Origin of the sequence: Lamprocystis purpurea DSM 4197 (assembly GCF_000379525.1) — a bacterium.
Lineage (GTDB): Bacteria > Pseudomonadota > Gammaproteobacteria > Chromatiales > Chromatiaceae > Thiodictyon > Thiodictyon purpureum.
Map to the genome: position 1 here is coordinate 17248 of NZ_KB902517.1, position 16403 is coordinate 33650.

The 16403-nt window shown below is 62.6% G+C and carries 11 protein-coding genes; 8 read left to right on the forward strand and 3 right to left on the reverse strand.

Features of this window, described 5'->3' with window-relative positions:
- Nucleotides 1–7: 7 nt before the first annotated feature.
- Nucleotides 8–2638, reverse strand: coding sequence for a DNA phosphorothioation-associated putative methyltransferase (locus A39O_RS0120885; RefSeq protein ID WP_020506618.1), 2631 nt, complete (start codon nucleotides 2636–2638; stop codon nucleotides 8–10).
- Nucleotides 2635–3237 carry a nuclease-related domain-containing protein gene (locus A39O_RS36915; RefSeq protein WP_051088862.1) on the reverse strand — a complete coding sequence of 201 codons (603 nt, stop codon included), beginning with the start codon at nucleotides 3235–3237 and terminating at the stop codon, nucleotides 2635–2637. Before A39O_RS36915 ends, A39O_RS0120885 begins: the two co-directional genes overlap by 4 nt.
- A 41-nt stretch (nucleotides 3238–3278) precedes the next feature.
- Here A39O_RS36915 and A39O_RS0120895 point away from each other — a divergent pair, with 41 nt between their 5' ends.
- The 8 genes from A39O_RS0120895 (at nucleotide 3279) to A39O_RS0120930 (ending at nucleotide 15105) form a co-directional block, all read left to right on the forward strand.
- Entirely contained in the window at nucleotides 3279–6707 is a 3429-nt protein-coding gene (locus tag A39O_RS0120895) for a protein NO VEIN domain-containing protein (RefSeq protein ID WP_020506619.1), read from the forward strand.
- 15 nt (nucleotides 6708–6722) lie between these two features.
- The gene (locus A39O_RS0120900; RefSeq protein WP_020506620.1) at nucleotides 6723–6911 is read left to right on the forward strand and encodes a DUF2283 domain-containing protein; all 189 of its coding nucleotides are present in this window, start codon (nucleotides 6723–6725) and stop codon (nucleotides 6909–6911) included.
- Between the two features lie 137 nt (nucleotides 6912–7048).
- Nucleotides 7049–8131: an AAA family ATPase gene (locus A39O_RS0120905; RefSeq protein WP_020506621.1), complete on the forward strand. Its 1083-nt coding sequence runs from the start codon at nucleotides 7049–7051 to the stop codon at nucleotides 8129–8131.
- The gene (locus A39O_RS0120910) at nucleotides 8128–11148 is read left to right on the forward strand and encodes a DUF1156 domain-containing protein (RefSeq protein ID WP_020506622.1); all 3021 of its coding nucleotides are present in this window, start codon (nucleotides 8128–8130) and stop codon (nucleotides 11146–11148) included. The genes A39O_RS0120905 and A39O_RS0120910 overlap by 4 nt, the downstream gene beginning before the upstream one ends.
- A 9-nt stretch (nucleotides 11149–11157) precedes the next feature.
- Entirely contained in the window at nucleotides 11158–11487 is a 330-nt protein-coding gene (locus A39O_RS34460) for a UPF0175 family protein (protein WP_020506623.1), read from the forward strand.
- Between the two features lie 239 nt (nucleotides 11488–11726).
- A complete protein-coding gene (locus tag A39O_RS0120920; RefSeq protein WP_020506624.1) occupies nucleotides 11727–11954 on the forward strand; it encodes a DUF433 domain-containing protein in 228 nt (75 codons plus the stop codon).
- A gap of 20 nt (nucleotides 11955–11974) precedes the next feature.
- The gene (locus A39O_RS0120925; protein WP_407635659.1) at nucleotides 11975–12175 is read left to right on the forward strand and encodes a DUF433 domain-containing protein; all 201 of its coding nucleotides are present in this window, start codon (nucleotides 11975–11977) and stop codon (nucleotides 12173–12175) included.
- Nucleotides 12175–15105, forward strand: coding sequence for an ATP-binding protein (locus A39O_RS0120930; RefSeq protein WP_020506626.1), 2931 nt, complete (start codon nucleotides 12175–12177; stop codon nucleotides 15103–15105). The genes A39O_RS0120925 and A39O_RS0120930 overlap by 1 nt, the downstream gene beginning before the upstream one ends.
- Before the next feature lie 19 nt (nucleotides 15106–15124).
- Here A39O_RS0120930 and A39O_RS0120935 read toward each other — a convergent pair whose 3' ends face one another.
- Nucleotides 15125–16105, reverse strand: a complete 981-nt coding sequence (locus A39O_RS0120935) for an MBL fold metallo-hydrolase (RefSeq protein WP_020506627.1) — start codon at nucleotides 16103–16105, stop codon at nucleotides 15125–15127.
- Between the last annotated feature and the right edge of the window lie 298 nt (nucleotides 16106–16403).

Below are 16403 nucleotides of genomic sequence, written 5' to 3' on the forward strand. Positions count from 1 at the left end.
GGGACGGTCAACCCGCCCCGGTGAGTTCCCCCGCCTTCACCACCCGCGGTACCAACCGCCCATTCGCGGTCGGCACCATCCGCACTACCTGGCGATTGTGATCCGGTCCGAAGCTGACATGGATCGGCTGGTCGGCACCGTAGAAATAGAGGCGGTCGAAGGGGGTGTTTTGGGCCAGCCAGCGGGCGACCTCGGCCATGTCCTCGTACTCCACGAGGAAATCCACCGCGGCGCCCTGACGGGAACAGATGGGTTTTCCCAGGCGGTTGTGCTCTTGGGCGGCGTGCTGATCGAGGCGGGGATCGATGCGGCCGGTGATCTCGCGGGCCAGTTCCGGCGAGCAGAAACCATAGGTCAAGCGGATCATGCCGAACCACTCGATGACCGGGTCGAGCACCTGCTCGGCCAACTCCTGCAAGGCGTCGAAGCTCTCCATCCGGCGCGGGAGATTGGGCAGCCCGGTGCGGCTCTGGGTCTCGCCGCATTCGATCAATTGGCGGAAGGTCAGGAAGCGCCCGCACGGCGCATCCAGGTCCGGCCCGGTGTCCGGTCGGCGCAGGTCGAAACCATCGATCACCCAACGGCGGCGGGACAGGATCTCATCGAACCGCGCGGCATTCGGACCGTATCCCGACAGGTCGCACAGCGCCAGCGCATCCAGTGTCTCCTCGAAGGCTGCCTGCTCCGGATAGCGCGGGAACTCCTCGTTGATATAACGCGACTTGTGATAGAGATAGGGCGCCGGGTAACCGGTGTTGTCGCCATAGAGATAGGAATCGATGTCCTGCTCGCGCAAGCGGATCTTCACCCGCTCGATCAGGCGCGGCAGCGGGGACTCGACAAAGGCGTCATAGCGCAGCAGGCTCAGCTTTCCCGAGCCGATGTGGATCTTGACCAGATCCGCGTCGCGGTAGTCGCCGTAGAGTACGGCGGCGCAGCCGACATAGACCCGCAGCAGCGGCGCCAATTGTTCGACCAGACTGGCATGGAGTTGCAGCGACTCGCCCGGTTCCAGCCAACCCAGGCCGCGCGCGGCGGCTTCCTGACAGGCGTCGGCAATGGCCTGGGTGTCACGGATCATGAACAGCAGTCCGAGCGCCGCCTGCTGCGCGGCGCCATAGTCGCCGAACAGGATCTTGATGTCGCGCTGCAATCCGGGTTCCAGATGCTTGTAGGGACGGCGCCGCTCGAACTGGTTGAGCGCCAGATAGACCAGCAGGTCGGCGCGCCGCGCCGCCTCGGCGCGCGCGAGGATGTCCGGGTCCTGTTGACCGGAGAGGAAGCGCAGCGCCTTGGCGAGCGTACCGAATGCCTCCATGAGCGCGGGCAGATCGGCCCCGACCTCGTCCGGCTCCGGCTGGCGCCCGAGTTCCAGCCATCGGCCCCACAACCGCTCCAACAGCTCCCGATGCGCCGCGTAGCGTTCGGCCGACCGGTCACGGGCCGGTTCGGGCAGGCGCTCGGCGTTGCGCTCCGGCCGGGGTGGGCGAATGCGTGCCGGGATCAATGCCGGCGGACCGCGTCGACTGCGATAGCGTTCCATCAGGAAGCGCTGCTCGGCATCCTTGTCCCGAAACACGAAGAGCACCCCCGGGGCCACCGGGATCGGCTCCTCGTCCAGCGCCTGGGCCAGATAGGCGCGAATCTCCGTCTGGGTGTAATAGCGCTGGAAGGTCCCGCGGCGGGTCAGGACCCCGTCGGCGAAGCCGGTCCCGCGGGGAGCGTTCTGATTGGCCAGCATCACCGCGACCACCAGCAGGGTTTCAGTCAGCAACCAGGCGCGGGTCAAGGCCTCCAGACGCTCCTCGCGATCCTCGATCACATTGATCACGAACCCGAGATTGACCAGCGGCGCCGGGCGCAGCGGTTGTTCCGGGGCGTAAAAAGGGTCCCACCCCGCCGCCTGCAGGCCGTGGGCCGTCAGGGCGCGCACGTCGTCGCCGCGCCCGCAGCCGTAATCGAAGAGGGCCAGACGTCCATCCAGAAAGCCGTGGCGGGCGAGCGCCTGAATCGGTGCCGACAGGCCATAGCGCACCAGTGCGGTCAGTTGGCGGGCTGCCTGCCAACCCCCGCCCTGACCGTCGGGCACCGGGGTCTCATTGACTGGCAGGGCGGCGGCCGGACCCTCGACCGTCGGATCGCCTTCCCCCTCATCATTGCCCACCGGCAGCAGGGCCAGGCCATCGATGCGATAGCCCCGTTCCCGCACCAGTTCCAACCACTGGCGCCGATAGCCGATGCGCGTCGGCTGGTCGAAGAGCCCGATCGACTCACAGGCCAGCGTCAGCGCCGCGCACTCTTCCCGCCGCGGGTGATCGGCCGGCAACAAGAGTTCTTTGCGATGCAGGATCGGCGGATTCTGCGAATCCGCATAGGTCCGGTAACCGACGGTGCCGGCGTCCAGATCCACCAGCCAACTGGTCGCCAGGGCGGGAAAGGCCTCATCGAAAAACGTCGGATAGTTGAGCAGCGCGATCTGTCCCCCGGCCAGATCGCAACGCACGACATTGAAATCCTCCGCCCGGCGGACCCCGGCGCGGCACTCCGCCTCCGCGACCCAGGCGGCCAATTCGGCGCCCGCCGTCTCCAGGCAACTGATGTGCAGATAGGTACGCTGAGCCACTGTTTTGCCGGTCATGGGGTTGTACTCGTAGGCTTGGGCGTCGGCTTGCCGCAGGCCCGGTCGCGCCGGCCGCGGTTCTCCGCGCTATTGTCGACCAGGACTGCCGCGATGGCGCTGTTGCAGACACCATCCGGCTTCCCTTTCGGAAAACGGGCGCTATCGGTGAACACCACCCACCCGAGGACCGGAACACCCGGCACCAGTGCCTTCACTGCCTGGGTATGAAGATAGTTCTGTCGCACCGGATTCTGAAAACGGAAACTCTGACGCCCGAGCCGCTGAGTCCACTGCGCCTCCCGCTCCTGCCCGAAGATCGACCCACGGTAGTTCTTGGTTTCGACGACAACCAGGCCGGCACCCGTCAGAACCACATGATCGACCTGGGTCAAGCCGCCGCGGCCGTCCGGGAAGATGACATCATGCAAACACTCGGTTCCAATGCGCTCCAGCACTGCCCCGACCCGCCGCTCGCCTAAGATCCCGCGCAGCTTCGGCAGCAGCAAAAACCTGAGGGCCACTAGGAGCAGCACGAGCGGGATCATCCATAGCGCCCAATCGGTGACGAGCGTCGTGATGGGCGCGAGGGCGGCGATAAGCGGATCGGGACTGGGCACACGCGTTCCCTTCGGTCTGATGTGAGCGGTATAATACACGAATGGAACTCACAGAACTCAAGCCCGGCGTCATCATCCGCGGCCCCGTCATCCCCGAGCCGATCCAGGTCGTCGCGGTGATCCCCATGGGGGTTTCGACCCAGATTCTGGGCAAGGGCCTGGAGACCGGGCAGTTCCACGACCCGATTCTCAGCCGGGAACAGATCGCGCTCCTGACGGCACCTCCCGAGAAGGCCCCGTTCGACGGCGATGCCAAGCGCTTCCGTCTCGGCATGGAGGCCATGCGCCTGGGGCTCGCCTACGAGTACGACCCCTATTTCAGTCTCTCCATCGCCAGAGTCGATCCGCTCCCGCACCAGTTGGAAGCGGTCTACGACTATTTTCTTCGGGTGCCGCGGATCCGTTTTCTGCTGGCCGACGATCCGGGCGCCGGCAAGACCATCATGGCCGGGCTGCTGATCAAGGAATTGAAGATCCGGGACTTGATCCGCCGCATTCTGATCGTCGCCCCGGCCAACCTGACCTTTCAGTGGCAACGCGAACTGCGCGACAAATTCCGTGAGTCCTTTGAGGTTATCCGCGGCGACACCCTGCGGGCCAACTACGGGATGAACCCCTGGCAGGAGCGTGACCAGGTCGTGACTTCGGTCTCCTGGGTCTCGCGCATCGAAGACGCCCGTGAGAGTCTGTTGCGCAGCGACTGGGACCTCATCATTGTGGACGAAGCCCACAAGATGAGCGCGTACAGCGCGGACAAGAAGACCCTGGCCTATCAGCTCGGGGAGCGTCTCTCCGAGATGACCGATCACTTCCTACTCATGACCGCAACGCCCCACAAAGGCGATCCGGATAACTTCAGGCTCTTCCTGGAATTGCTCGACAAGGACGTGTATGGCGACATCACCAGCCTTGAAGAGGCGATGCGGGAACATGAGGCGCCCTTCTATCTGCGGCGGGTCAAGGAGGCGCTCGTCTCCTTCCCCGACCCGGAAACGGGTGAAGTCCACCAACTCTTCACCCGCCGCAAGGTCCAGACCGCACCGTTCAAGCTCAACCCCGAGGAGATGGATTTCTACGACGAGCTGACGCGCTATGTCGAAGATCAGTCCATCAAGGCGTCGGAGGACGACAGTGCCCGCGGCCGGGCACTCGGCTTCACCATGGCCATGCTCCAGCGCCGCTTCGCCTCCAGCGTCTATGCGGTCCGCCGCAGCCTGGAGCGTATGAGGGCGACCCGCGAGCGCATCCTGGCCGATCCGGACGCCTACCGTCAGGAGCAAATCCTCAAACGCATTCCAGACGACTTCGAAGACCTGCCCGACGACGAGCAGCAGGACCTCATGCTGCGCCTGGAGGAGATCGTACCGAGCGTTGACCCCGCCTCGCTGCGCGACGAGATCGCCCGTTTGACCCGACTCATCACCGACGCGGGCGTGCTCGAAGCACGCGCCATCGAGACCAAGCTCACCAAGCTCCAGGCCGTCATTACCGAACACTGGGTCTTCAGCGACCCCAAGATGAAGCTACTCATCTTCACCGAGCACAAGGAAACGCTCGATTACCTCGTGGGTAAGCTCGTCGCCTGGGGGCTCACCGTCACGCAAATCCACGGCGGCATGAAGATCGGCGACCGGGACACCCCCGGCACCCGCATCCATGCGGAGCGGGCCTTTCGCGAATCGGCCCAGGTCATGGTGGCAACCGAGGCGGCAGGCGAAGGGATCAATCTCCAGTTCTGCTGGTTCATGATCAACTACGACATCCCCTGGAACCCGGTGCGGCTGGAGCAACGCATGGGCCGTATCCATCGCTACGGCCAGGATAAGGACTGTCTCATCATCAACTTCGTGGCGATCAACACGCGGGAAGGCCGCGTCATGGACAAGCTCTTCGAGCGTATACAGAAGATCGAACAGGACCTGGACCCCAAGCAGACCGGTTCAGTCTTCAACGTCCTGGGCGATGTGTTCCCGGTCAACTTCCTGGAGCGCATGGTGCGCGAGATGTATGCCCGTAATCAGACCGAGTACGCCATCAAGGAGCGCATCGTCAAGGAAGTGGACACCGAACGGTTCCGCTCCATCACCCATTCCACCCTGGAGGGTCTCGCCAAGCGCGAACTCAATCTCTCGGCCATCATCGGTCGGTCCGCGGCGGCCAAGGAGCGACGCCTGGTGCCCGAGGTGATCGAGGACTTTTTTCTCCAGGCGAGCCCGATCGCGAGTCTGAGCACGAAGGCGGTGAGCACAAAGGGTGCGCGACCCGAAGCTCACATCTACCAAATCGGCAAAGTCCCGCGCGGTCTCTGGAGCGTCGGAGAACGGCTGGAACCCCGCTTCGGCCGGTTGGGTCGGGACTATGGTCAAATCGTCTTCGACAAGCGCTTCCTGGAACGCGACGCGACCTTGGAATGGGTCACTCCCGGACATCCGCTGTTCGAGGCGGTGCGCGAGGACGTGGCCGGAAAAACCGGCGAAGACTTACAGCGAGGCGCGGTCTTCTATGACATCCACCGTGCCGCACCAGCCCGGCTGGATTGCTTCTCGGGCGCCGTGAAAGACGGTCGCGGAAACGTCGTGCACCGCCGTATTTTTGTGGTCGAATCAGAGGCGGACGGCAGCCTCAACATCCGGCAGCCAACCCTGTTTCTCGACTTGGTTGCAGGGGACGGGGGACACGCCATCCCAGATGAGGCGACCTTTCCGGGCGATGCCCAGATCAAGCAGGTCCTGATCGAGCAGGCCCTCGATCCGCTGCTCCATGAGGTCGCCAATGAGCGCCTCAAAGAGACAGACACCGTCCGCCGACATCTGGAAATCAGCCTCAACGCCCTGATCAACCGGGAAAGCCTGAAGTACGCCGACCTGCATCTGCGTGTCGAGGCGGGCGAGGTCAATCTCAGGCCGGCGCTCAAGCGCAGTGAGGAACGACTCGATGAACTGAACCACCGACGTGAATCCCGCCTGGCTGATCTGGACAAAGAACGGCACTGCACCATTGCCGATATCCAGCATCATGGACGGGCCTGGGTGTTGCCGCATCCGCAGCGCCAATCCCCTGGCATCGCCCCCATGGTGCGGGATGAAGAAATCGAGCGGATCGCGGTCGCAGCGGTCATCGCCCACGAGCATGCCCGCGGTTGGGTGGTGGAGAGCGTGGAGCAGGACAACCGCGGCTTTGACCTGATCTCCCGCCGGCCGCATCCGGAAGACCCCGCCACGGCCGTCGAGGTCCGCTTTATCGAGGTGAAGGGACGCGCCGCGGTCGGGGAAATCGCCCTGACGAGCAACGAATACAAGACTGCGGAGCGCCTGAAGCGGGATTACTGGCTTTACGCCGTCTTCAACTGTGCGACGGCGCCCAAGGTCCATCTGGTGCAGGACCCGGCGCGCTTGGGTTGGGAACCGGTGGTTCAGATCGAGCACTACCATGTCGGCGCGGAGCAAATCATCGCGGGTGAGTGTCTGTGACGAGGTGAAGTCGCTATGAATCTCGAATTCGACTCGGTGGCGGATGCCGCCTATTTTGAGATTTCCCCGGTGGAGGTGATAACGAGCAAGGAAATCGAACCGGGGATCATCGGCGACTACGACGCCGACGGGCATCTGGTCGGAATCGAGATCCTGTCCGTGAGTAAACGCGCCCGACCGCAGTCCTTGGATAAAGCGGCCTAGACTCCGAGCGGGACGGGGTTTGCAACCCCGTCCCGAGCGTTGTATACCCTCTTATGGGCTGTTGCCTTTATGCGGCAGCGTCGAAACCTTCCGGACAGGGCGAATGCCCCGTCCGGCGTTAGAATAGGCAAGCGACCATGACTGACCGCGAACGTCTCGACCGGCTCCAGGTGGCGGGTTTCAAGTCAATCGAGCAACTCGACGTCCGGCTGAAAGACCTGAACATCCTGATCGGTGCCAACGGCGCCGGCAAATCGAACTTCATCGGGGTCTTCAGGTTCGTCCACGAAATCCTGCGCAAGAACCTGCAATTTTACGTTTCCCAACAACTCGGCGCCGATAAGCTGGTGTTCTTCGGCCGGAAACGCACGGATGCGATTCATATCGATGTTGAATTTACGCGGCATGACTATTCGATAGTCTTGGCCCCGGATGCCGCTGGTGGCCTCTTATTGCAGAGCGAGACCCTTCGCTACTCCAAGGACAAGAGTGATCTTCTGCAAGTCACCAGAAGCGACACACTGGGAGCCATCGGCGCACGGGAGTCCGGCCTACCCGATCGACCCAATGCGGTAACGCCTGCTGGTCAAGTCGCCGCCTATCTGAGCGACTGGAAGGTTTACCATTTTCACGACACCAGCGAGTCCGCCAAGGTCAAACAGCCGGGACGCATCGGCGAGACTGACCTCCTGTTTCCCCAAGCCGATAATCTGGCGGCCTTCCTGCGCTCGATTCGCGAGACACTCGCCTACCGGCTGATCGTCCAGACCATCCAGCGAGTCGCGCCCTTTTTTCATGATTTCGTCCTTGAACCCGAGAAAGACAACCTGAGCCTGATCCGACTGCGTTGGCGGCACCGGGGGGCGGACGACACCTTTGATGCCAGTGACTTCTCCGACGGCACCCTGCGTTTCATCTGCCTCGCGACGCTGCTGCTGCAACCCCGGCTCCCGACCATCGTCCTCTTGGACGAGCCCGAACTGGGCCTGCACCCCTACGCCCTGCAGATCCTGGCGGGGATGATGCGTACCGCGGCAAGCAAGACCCAGATCATCGCCTCCACCCAATCGGTGACGCTCGCCAATCAGTTCTCCTGGGAAGACCTCATCGTCGTCGACCGGGTGGCGGACGTCTCCCGCTTTCGCCGACTTGAGGCTAAAGAAATGGAGCAATGGCTCGACGACTATGCGGTCTTGAACAACTTGCGAGATGATTCTTGAACCATCGTTACCCCAAACGCCTGATCGAAGTCGATCTGCCGATCAAGCGAATCTCCGCCCATGCGCGGCGTGAGAAGTCGATCCGGCACGGGCATATCTCGACACTGCATATCTGGTGGGCGCGGCGTCCGCTGGCCGCCTGCCGGGCGGTGATCTGCGCATCGCTGTGGCCGGACCCGGCGGATGACCTGTGTCCGGAGGCATTCACTCAGGTGGCGCGGGTACGGATGCTCGACTGGGCGCGGGAGCACCTGCGGCTGGCGAGTCCCGAGAGTGCGGCGCGGATGGTTGCCACCCAGAAGGACCCCGACCGGCTCGCGGACCCGCTGGTGTTGCGCCGGGCGCTGCTCGACTTCATCGCGGACTTCGCCAACTGGGACAACTCCACCGTCCCCGCCTATCTCGAAACCAGCCGGGCACTGACCCAAGCGGCGCATGAGGCGTTGGGTGGGGTGCCGGGTACCCGCCCGCTGGTGGTCGACCCCTTTGCTGGCGGAGGCTCCATCCCGCTGGAAGCACTGCGCGTGGGGGCGGACACCTTTGCCAGTGACCTCAATCCGGTGGCCGTGCTGCTCAACAAGGTCGTCCTCGAATACATCCCGAAGTATGGGCAGCGGCTTGCGGATGAGGTTCGCAAATGGGGTGAGTGGATCAAGCGGGAGGCCGAGAAGGAGTTAGCCGAATTCTATCCGAAGGACCCGGACGGGGCGACGCCAATTGCCTACCTTTGGGCACGCACGATTCAATGCGAGGGTCCGGGCTGCGGGGCAGAGGTGCCGTTGATTCGTTCATTGTGGCTAGCCAATAAGTCCACTCGCTCGATCGCCTTGCAATTGGTACCAAGGCCCAAGGCCAAGCGGGTGGACTTTCGGATCATCCGCAAAGAGTGTGACGGCTGGGTTGACCAGGACCAACCGAGGGCGAGAATTGAAGACCCAAAATTCGACGGCACGGTCAAACGCGGTTCCGCTACCTGCCCGTGTTGCGGATATACGACGCCGATCGCGCGCATCCGCGACCAGCTCAGGATCAGGCACGGCGGGGCCAACGACGCAATTTTGACTTCTGTCGTAACAACTTCACCCGATGAGCAAGGACGACGTTACCGGCTTCCCGAAGGCAGAGACCTCAGCGCCGTGCGATCCGCTAAGGAGCGTAACATGCACGAGGCCTCGGTTACCGACGGCGGCATCTCTCCACGTCCTGTCGAGCGGGTTAACAAAGACCACCACGATGTTAATCGGCTTCCGATGTATGGGATGGAGACCTGGGCTGATGCGTTTACGAGTCGGCAACTGGTTGCCCTATGCAGGTTTCAAGAGATCCTGAAGAGGGGACTTACGGAAAGAAATTATTCTAATGAAACTGCCCTACTGCTTGCGTTGGCTCTTGACCGCTTGGCGGATTACGGTAGCTCTGTTTGCCGGTGGGTTCCCCGTGGGGAATACATGGGAAACTCGTTTGGTAGGCAGGCTCTTCAGATGGTCTGGGACTTTGCAGAGGTAAACCCGTTCTCCGGCTCGACAGGCGATTTGACGGGAGCGCTCGACTGGATTGCGAAGGTGGTCGAGAGAGAAGCGTCAGCGCTCAACAACACAGGTGTTGTTGCGCAGGGCAATGCAACGTCTCACCCATATCCTAACGATTCGGCCAGCGCTTTCATTACCGACCCGCCCTACTTCGACGCCATTGACTATGGGGTCATTTCTGACTTCTTCTACGTTTGGCTTCGCCGCTCGGCAAGCACTCTTTTCCCTAGCTTATTCACCGCACCTGAGACGCCGAAAGACGAGCAAGTTGTGGTCAACGCGAACACAACCAAAGGAACTGGCACACGCGACGAGCAATTTTTCAGAGCCGCAATGATGTCCGCGATGGGCGAGGGACGAAGGGTAACCGCGCCAGGTGGCATAGGAGTCGTCGTGTTCGCCCACAAAAGTACGGCCGGCTGGGAATCCCAGCTATCAGGAATGCTGGAGGCAGGATGGATCGTCACCGCATCTTGGCCAATAGACACGGAGATGGGTGAACGACTCGTTGCTCGCGGTTCTGCGTCGCTTGCCTCGTCCATTCACCTCGTCTGCCGCCCGCGCGAGCACCCCGACGGCTCAGTCCGCGGCGATGACATCGGCGCCTGGCGCGACGTGCTGGCCGAACTACCGGTGCGTATCCACGATTGGATGCCCCGCCTGGCCGAGGAGGGCGTCGTGGGTGCGGACGCCATCTTCGCCTGTCTTGGCCCGGCTCTGGAGATCTTCTCGCGCTATGCCCGTGTAGAGAAGGCCAACGGCGAGACCGTAACGCTCAAAGAATACCTGGAACAGGTCTGGGCAGCAGTCGCCAAGGAGGCCCTGTCGCTGGTCTTCGCCGGGGCCGACACCGCGCGTTTCGAGCCCGATGCACGACTCACCGCCATGTGGCTGTGGACCCTGAGCGCGGGCGCGAACGCCGACGCGCCGACTGGTCAGAACGATCTGTTCAGCGACGCGGCGGACGACGAGGAACCCGTAGCCAAGGGCAAGCTGAAAGGTGGATTCGCCCTGGAGTACGACGCCGCCCGCAAGATCGCCCAGGGCCTCGGCGCCCACCTGGAAGAACTGCCGCACCTGGTCGAGATCAAAGGCGATCAGGCCCGACTGCTTCCAGTCTCCGAGCGCACCAAACACCTCTTCGGTAAAGACGAGGCGCAGAACCCGACGCGCGGACGCGGCCATAAAAAGCCCGTGCAAGGCGACCTGTTCGCGGATCTCAAGGAAATCGAGGAGGAGGTTGGTTGGGGCGCCACTGGCGCATCCAAGGCCGGCGAGACGGCCCTTGACCGCATCCACCAGGGCATGATCCTGTTCGCCGCCGGTCGCAGCGAAGCACTCAAGCGCTTCCTCGTCGACGACGGCGCCGGCCGCGATCAGCGCTTCTGGGGACTTGCCCAGGCACTTTCAGCCCTCTACCCTGCCCAAACCGAAGAGAAGCGCTGGGTTGATGGGGTCCTGGCGCGCAAGAAATCGCTCGGCTTTTGAGGAACCAAGATGGCGACCAGGATCACCGAACTGGCTGAAGACCTGCTGTCTGCGCTCCGTCTGGCCCCAAACGAGTTCGACCAGGAGCAGCGTATTGAGGCGGCCACACAGTTGTATGCTCAACAGCGCGTCTCCCAGGGAAAAGGGGCGGAAATCGCTGGTCTGTCGCGCGCGGAGTTTATCGACGCATTGGCACGCCGTCGGATTCCGGTGTGTCAGGAGACCTTTGACGAGTTGATGGAGGCGATCCGACGCGAGGACTTAGCGGCATCGATCATCCTGATTTCGGGAATTGCTCACACAAAGACACAAAGAACACAAAGAAAAAAGAATCATTGAAGGCGTTGGGCCGATCACCGCGCGAGTGACCTGCTCGGCCTGCATATCGCATTGATAATCTTTGTGATCTTTGTGTCTCTGTGTGAGAACTGCTCATTTTCTAATCATCGTTCGCACCGCCGGAAGACAGGAGGTCGAGGCTTTAGCCGGCCGGTATCGCTTCTTGCGCGGCGCTGTTCCGGCTAAAGCCTCGACCCCCAGTCGACTGAGCCACGATTCATAAGTGCAGGAATAGTTTCATGAATAACGACGAACTGTTACAGCGCATCACGGTCAACCCGGCGATCTTCGGCGGCAAGCCGATCATTCGTGGTCGTCGGCTGGGGGTGGAGCACGTCTTGGGATTGCTCGCGGCCGGCGACGACATTGACACCCTTCTGGAGGGCTACGCCTGGCTGGAGCGGGAGGACATACTCGCGTGTCTCGCCTACGCCCACAGGATGGTCGAGCACGGGGAAGTAATATGACCCATTTGGAGCGAATGACGATGGACCCTCAAGTCTGTGGTGGCCAGCCGTGCCTGCGCGGAATGCGAATCCGGGTCAAGGATGTACTCGACATGCTCGCAGCCGGCGCTTCGCGTGAAGAGATCCTGGAAGACTATCCCTATCTCGAAGACGATGATATCAGCGCCGCATTGTTCTATGCAGCGCAGCAGGCTGATCACCTCACCTTGCGGGTGGCCTGATGGCCATCAAGCCCTGGTACAAGGTTGCAACGCCGCGCGAGGACCTGCGCGAAGGCCGGCCGCTCGATGCCGCTGAATTCGCGGTCCACCTGGATCATGTGCGGGACGGCCGCGCCGCCGTCGACTACCAGGACCCGGAGCGGTTCTTCGACCGCACCTATCTCACCAAGAGTCTGATCCTGCTGGCCTCTCAGGTGATCCGACGCCTCGCGGGCGAGGTCACCGAAACCTCGGCCGTATTCAACATGGCGACCCAGTTCGGCGGGGGTAAGACCCATGCCGAAACCCTGGTTTACCACCTGGCCAAGCACGGCCCGCAGGCATCCGGATGGACGGGGGTCCAGACGCTGCTCCGGGCCGCGGGGGTCAGTGCGGTACCGGCGGCGGCCACCGCCGTGTTCGTCGGTACCGAATTCGATTCCATCCGGGGACGCGGCGGGGATGACGGCACCCCGAAACGTTTGACGCCCTGGGGCGAGATCGCCTTCCAACTGGGCGGAGCGACGGCCTTCGAGAAGGTGGCGCGCCACGATCAGGAGGGCACCGCCCCGGCGGGCGACGTCATCCGCGATTTCCTGCCCAAGGAGAAGCCCGCACTCATCCTCATGGATGAGTTGATGAACTATGTGAGCCGCAGCCGCAAGAGCGGCCTGTCGGCGCAGCTCTATGACTTTCTGCACAACCTGTCCGAGACGGCGCGGGGTCAGCGCAATTGCGTCCTGGTGGTGTCGATCCCGGCCTCCGAGATGGAGATGACGGCGGAGGACCAGTCGGATTACGACCGTCTCAAGAAGATGCTGGACCGCCTGGGTAAGCCGGTGGTGATGTCGGCGGAGGCGGAGACCTCCGAGATCATCCGCCGCCGGCTCTTCGAGTGGGACCTGCGTGCCGTCGGCCAGGACGGGCGAGTGCTGCTCACCAAAGACGCACTGACCACCTGCAACGACTATGCGGACTGGCTGTTGGAGCATCGGCAGTCGATTCCCGCCGAGTTCCCCATCGACGATGGGCGCCGGCAGTTCGCCGCCACCTACCCTTTCCATCCGGTCGTGCTCTCGGTCTTCGAGCGCAAATGGCAAACGCTCCCCCGCTTTCAGCAGACCCGCGGGGTGTTGCGGCTGCTTGCGCAATGGGTGTCGAACGCCTATCAGGACGGCTTCAAGGGTGCCCATCGGGACGGTCTGATCGGTCTGGGCACGGCGCCGCTCGATGACCCGCTGTTCCGTCGGGCCATGTTCGAGCAACTGGGCGAGGATCGCCTGGAAGGCGCGATCACCACCGACATCATCGGCAAGCCGGATTCGTTCGCAATACGCCTGGACAGCGCCGCGGTGGACACGATCAAAAAGGCACGGCTGCACCGCAAGGTCGCCACCAGCATCTTTTTCGAGTCGAGCGGCGGACAGCAGCACAAGGAGGCGAGTCTGGCGGAGATTCGTCTGGCGGTCGCCGAGCCTGGCCTGGAGATCGGCAACGTCGAGACGGTGCTGGAGGAACTCCAAACCAACTGCTATTTCCTCACCAGCCAGAACAACCGGTACCGGTTCAGCCTGACGCCGAACCTCAATAAGCTCCTGTCCGACCGCCGGGCCAACATCAAGCCGCCCCGCATTGAGGAGCGGGTAAGGGCCGAAGTTCAGAAGGTCTTCGCCAGTCAGGCGGGCGTCGAACGGGTCTATTTTCCTGAGCGCAGCAACCAGGTTCCGGACCGACCCGTGATCGCCATTGTGATCCTGGCGCCGGATCAGGGGTTGGGCGACGCGCAGACCCTACCCTTCATTGAACAGGTCACGCGGGACTACGGGAACTCCGGCCGCACTTATAAGAGCGCCCTGATTTGGTCCATCCCCGATGCGGCCGCCAGCCTCTTAGAGGAGACGCGTAAGCTCCTGGCCTGGCAGGACATCGACGAGGAGGAATCCGACCGTCTGGACGACGCCCAAAGGCATCAACTGGCTCAAAGCCTGAAGAAGTCCGAGCGGGATCTGCGGGAGGCCGTCTGGCGTACCTACAAGACGATCGGCCTTTTGGGGCGCGACAATCAGATCCGCACGATCGACCTTGGTCTGGTGCATTCCAGCGCGGCGGACAGTCTGGCCGGGCTTATTCTCGGCCGCTTGCGTCAGGACGACGAGGCCGTGGACAGCGTGAATGCGAATTTCCTCGTCCGCAATTGGCCGCCAGCCCTTACCGAATGGAGCACCAAAGCAGTCCGCGACGCCTTCTTCGCCTCGCCCCGGTTCCCGCGCCTGCTCGTCATCGACAAGCTTAAAGACACCATCGCCCGCGGGGTGACCAGCGGTGTGATCGCCTATGCGGGCAAGACCCCGGATGGGCGCTACGACCCCTTCTTTTTCGAACAGGACCTTGACTCGGCAGAGATCGAGTTCAGTGACGATCTATTCATCGTGACTGCCGAGGAGGCGAAAAAGCGCATCGAACCGCCAACGCTCAAGTACCTGGAGGTGCACCCCGATCACGCGAGCGTCGAGCCGGGCAAGAGCCTGGCCTTCACCTTCAAAGGGCTGGATCAGCACGGCCAAGAGTATCCGCTCGGGGCCTTGAACTGGTCGGCGACCGGCGGTGAGATGAGCGAGGCCGGCGTGTTCCGCGCGGGCGACGCCGAGGGCGATTACACCGTCTCCGCGGTCTCCGGCATCACCAAGGCGACCGTCCGTATCGGGGTCAAGCGCCAAGCGATCGACCCGGTCGACCCGCGGAAGCCGCACCCTGAGAACCCAGGGATCAAGTGGTCGGGACAGGTCCCGCCGCAGAAGTGGATGAACTTTTACACTAAGGTCCTGGCAAAATTCGTCAACTCGGGTGCCTTGACCGTGCGGGTGAACGTGGATGTCAGTCCGCCGGGAGGGCTGTCGCCACAGCAGATCGAAGAATTCAAGGCGGCGTTGCGAGAGCTTGGGCTCGACTAAACCGCGCCCAGTGCGGTCATTACTCGGCATCCGCGGTGAGATTCAATACGTCGCCATTGCCAAGAAACAGATCCGTCTTGGACCCGTTGCTCGCACTGCCGCGGAGCACCGGTAAACCGGCCTCGACCATCTTGCGCGCGGCAATCACCCCGGTGCAGTGATTACAAGCCAGATGGTCGATGTGGTAAGTCGCGAGTTGCGCGATGATCCGGTCGCGTTCCTCGTCCCAGTCGTCGAACGGGGCGATGTGCAGTCCGCCGTAGACCGCATGGATGCGCTCGGCGCCGACGAAGGCCCGTCGGGCATAGTCGAGGAGATTGAGCACCCCGCCATGGCCGCAGCCGGTGACCATCGCCAAGCCCTTTTTCTGAATGTTGAAATACAGGACGTTCTCGCCCTGGACCTGCAACAATGTGTTCATGGGGAACTGCGCCAGGACACAGCCGGGGAATAATGCCAATGGCTGATTCGGCAGGACCCGGTGCAGTGGTCCGGTGTGACCCATGTGCTGGATCAGCGCCAATCCTTCGGAATGAAAGCCGTCCGGAATGTAGATCGGCAGCGACGGACAGTGTTTCAATGTGGCACCGATGCCCCAGAAGTGATCGAAATGCTCATGACTGATGATCAGGCAATCGATCGCATCCGCCTGCAGTAAGCGGTCCACCCCTTCCTCGGCAAAACGCCGGTCCATCCAGGCCGGGTTCCAGCCGGTATCAAACAGCAGTCGGTGTACCCGACCATCGAACCCTTCCGCCTCGATCAGCGCCGATGAACCGGCTGCATTCTCGGGGTGCAAGTCACCAAACGGCGGCCACGGCAGTTGATATTGGTTTTCACCCATGCCGCCGGCGGCTTTGATGTCGGCCAGCAGAGTTGCGTTCTCAAACCAGCCGGTTTCAGAGATACACAGCACTTTCAGTCGCTTGAGATCACCGATGGGCAGCGGCTGCGCTGGCGCCTGAACCTGGTCGGCAGCGGTCAGTGGACGATCGTGCATGGCGGCCTACCGTAGAGGGGTGGAAGCAACCTGATTAAACCACCGATCCGGAACATCAGCCACCCTGGAAGATGAATGTCCCCCGTGGGAGCGGCGTCCCGCCGCGATGGGTGCTGCGGTGACCTCGAATGGTAGGGCTTCACGCCCGGCCCCATCGCGGCGGGACGCCGCTCCCACGGGGTCGCTACGCGACTTTAACTGTAAACGAATCGGTACGACTGAAGTCGCACCTAAATCCGAGCCGATAGCGGGTGGTATCCGGTGTTCCGGAAGTCACCTGAGTCCGTGACCGGGCTGG

Excerpts from the sequence above, each read along its gene's own strand:
- A39O_RS0120885 (WP_020506618.1), bottom strand. The coding sequence starts at position 2,638 with ATGACCGGCAAAACAGTGGCTCAGCGTACCTATCTGCACATCAGTTGC.
- A39O_RS0120895 (WP_020506619.1), top strand. The coding sequence starts at position 3,279 with ATGGAACTCACAGAACTCAAGCCCGGCGTCATCATCCGCGGCCCCGTC.
- A39O_RS0120900 (WP_020506620.1), top strand. The coding sequence starts at position 6,723 with ATGAATCTCGAATTCGACTCGGTGGCGGATGCCGCCTATTTTGAGATT.
- A39O_RS0120905 (WP_020506621.1), top strand. The coding sequence starts at position 7,049 with ATGACTGACCGCGAACGTCTCGACCGGCTCCAGGTGGCGGGTTTCAAG.
- A39O_RS34460 (WP_020506623.1), top strand. The coding sequence starts at position 11,158 with ATGGCGACCAGGATCACCGAACTGGCTGAAGACCTGCTGTCTGCGCTC.
- A39O_RS0120920 (WP_020506624.1), top strand. The coding sequence starts at position 11,727 with ATGAATAACGACGAACTGTTACAGCGCATCACGGTCAACCCGGCGATC.
- A39O_RS0120925 (WP_407635659.1), top strand. The coding sequence starts at position 11,975 with ATGGACCCTCAAGTCTGTGGTGGCCAGCCGTGCCTGCGCGGAATGCGA.
- A39O_RS0120930 (WP_020506626.1), top strand. The coding sequence starts at position 12,175 with ATGGCCATCAAGCCCTGGTACAAGGTTGCAACGCCGCGCGAGGACCTG.
- A39O_RS0120935 (WP_020506627.1), bottom strand. The coding sequence starts at position 16,105 with ATGCACGATCGTCCACTGACCGCTGCCGACCAGGTTCAGGCGCCAGCG.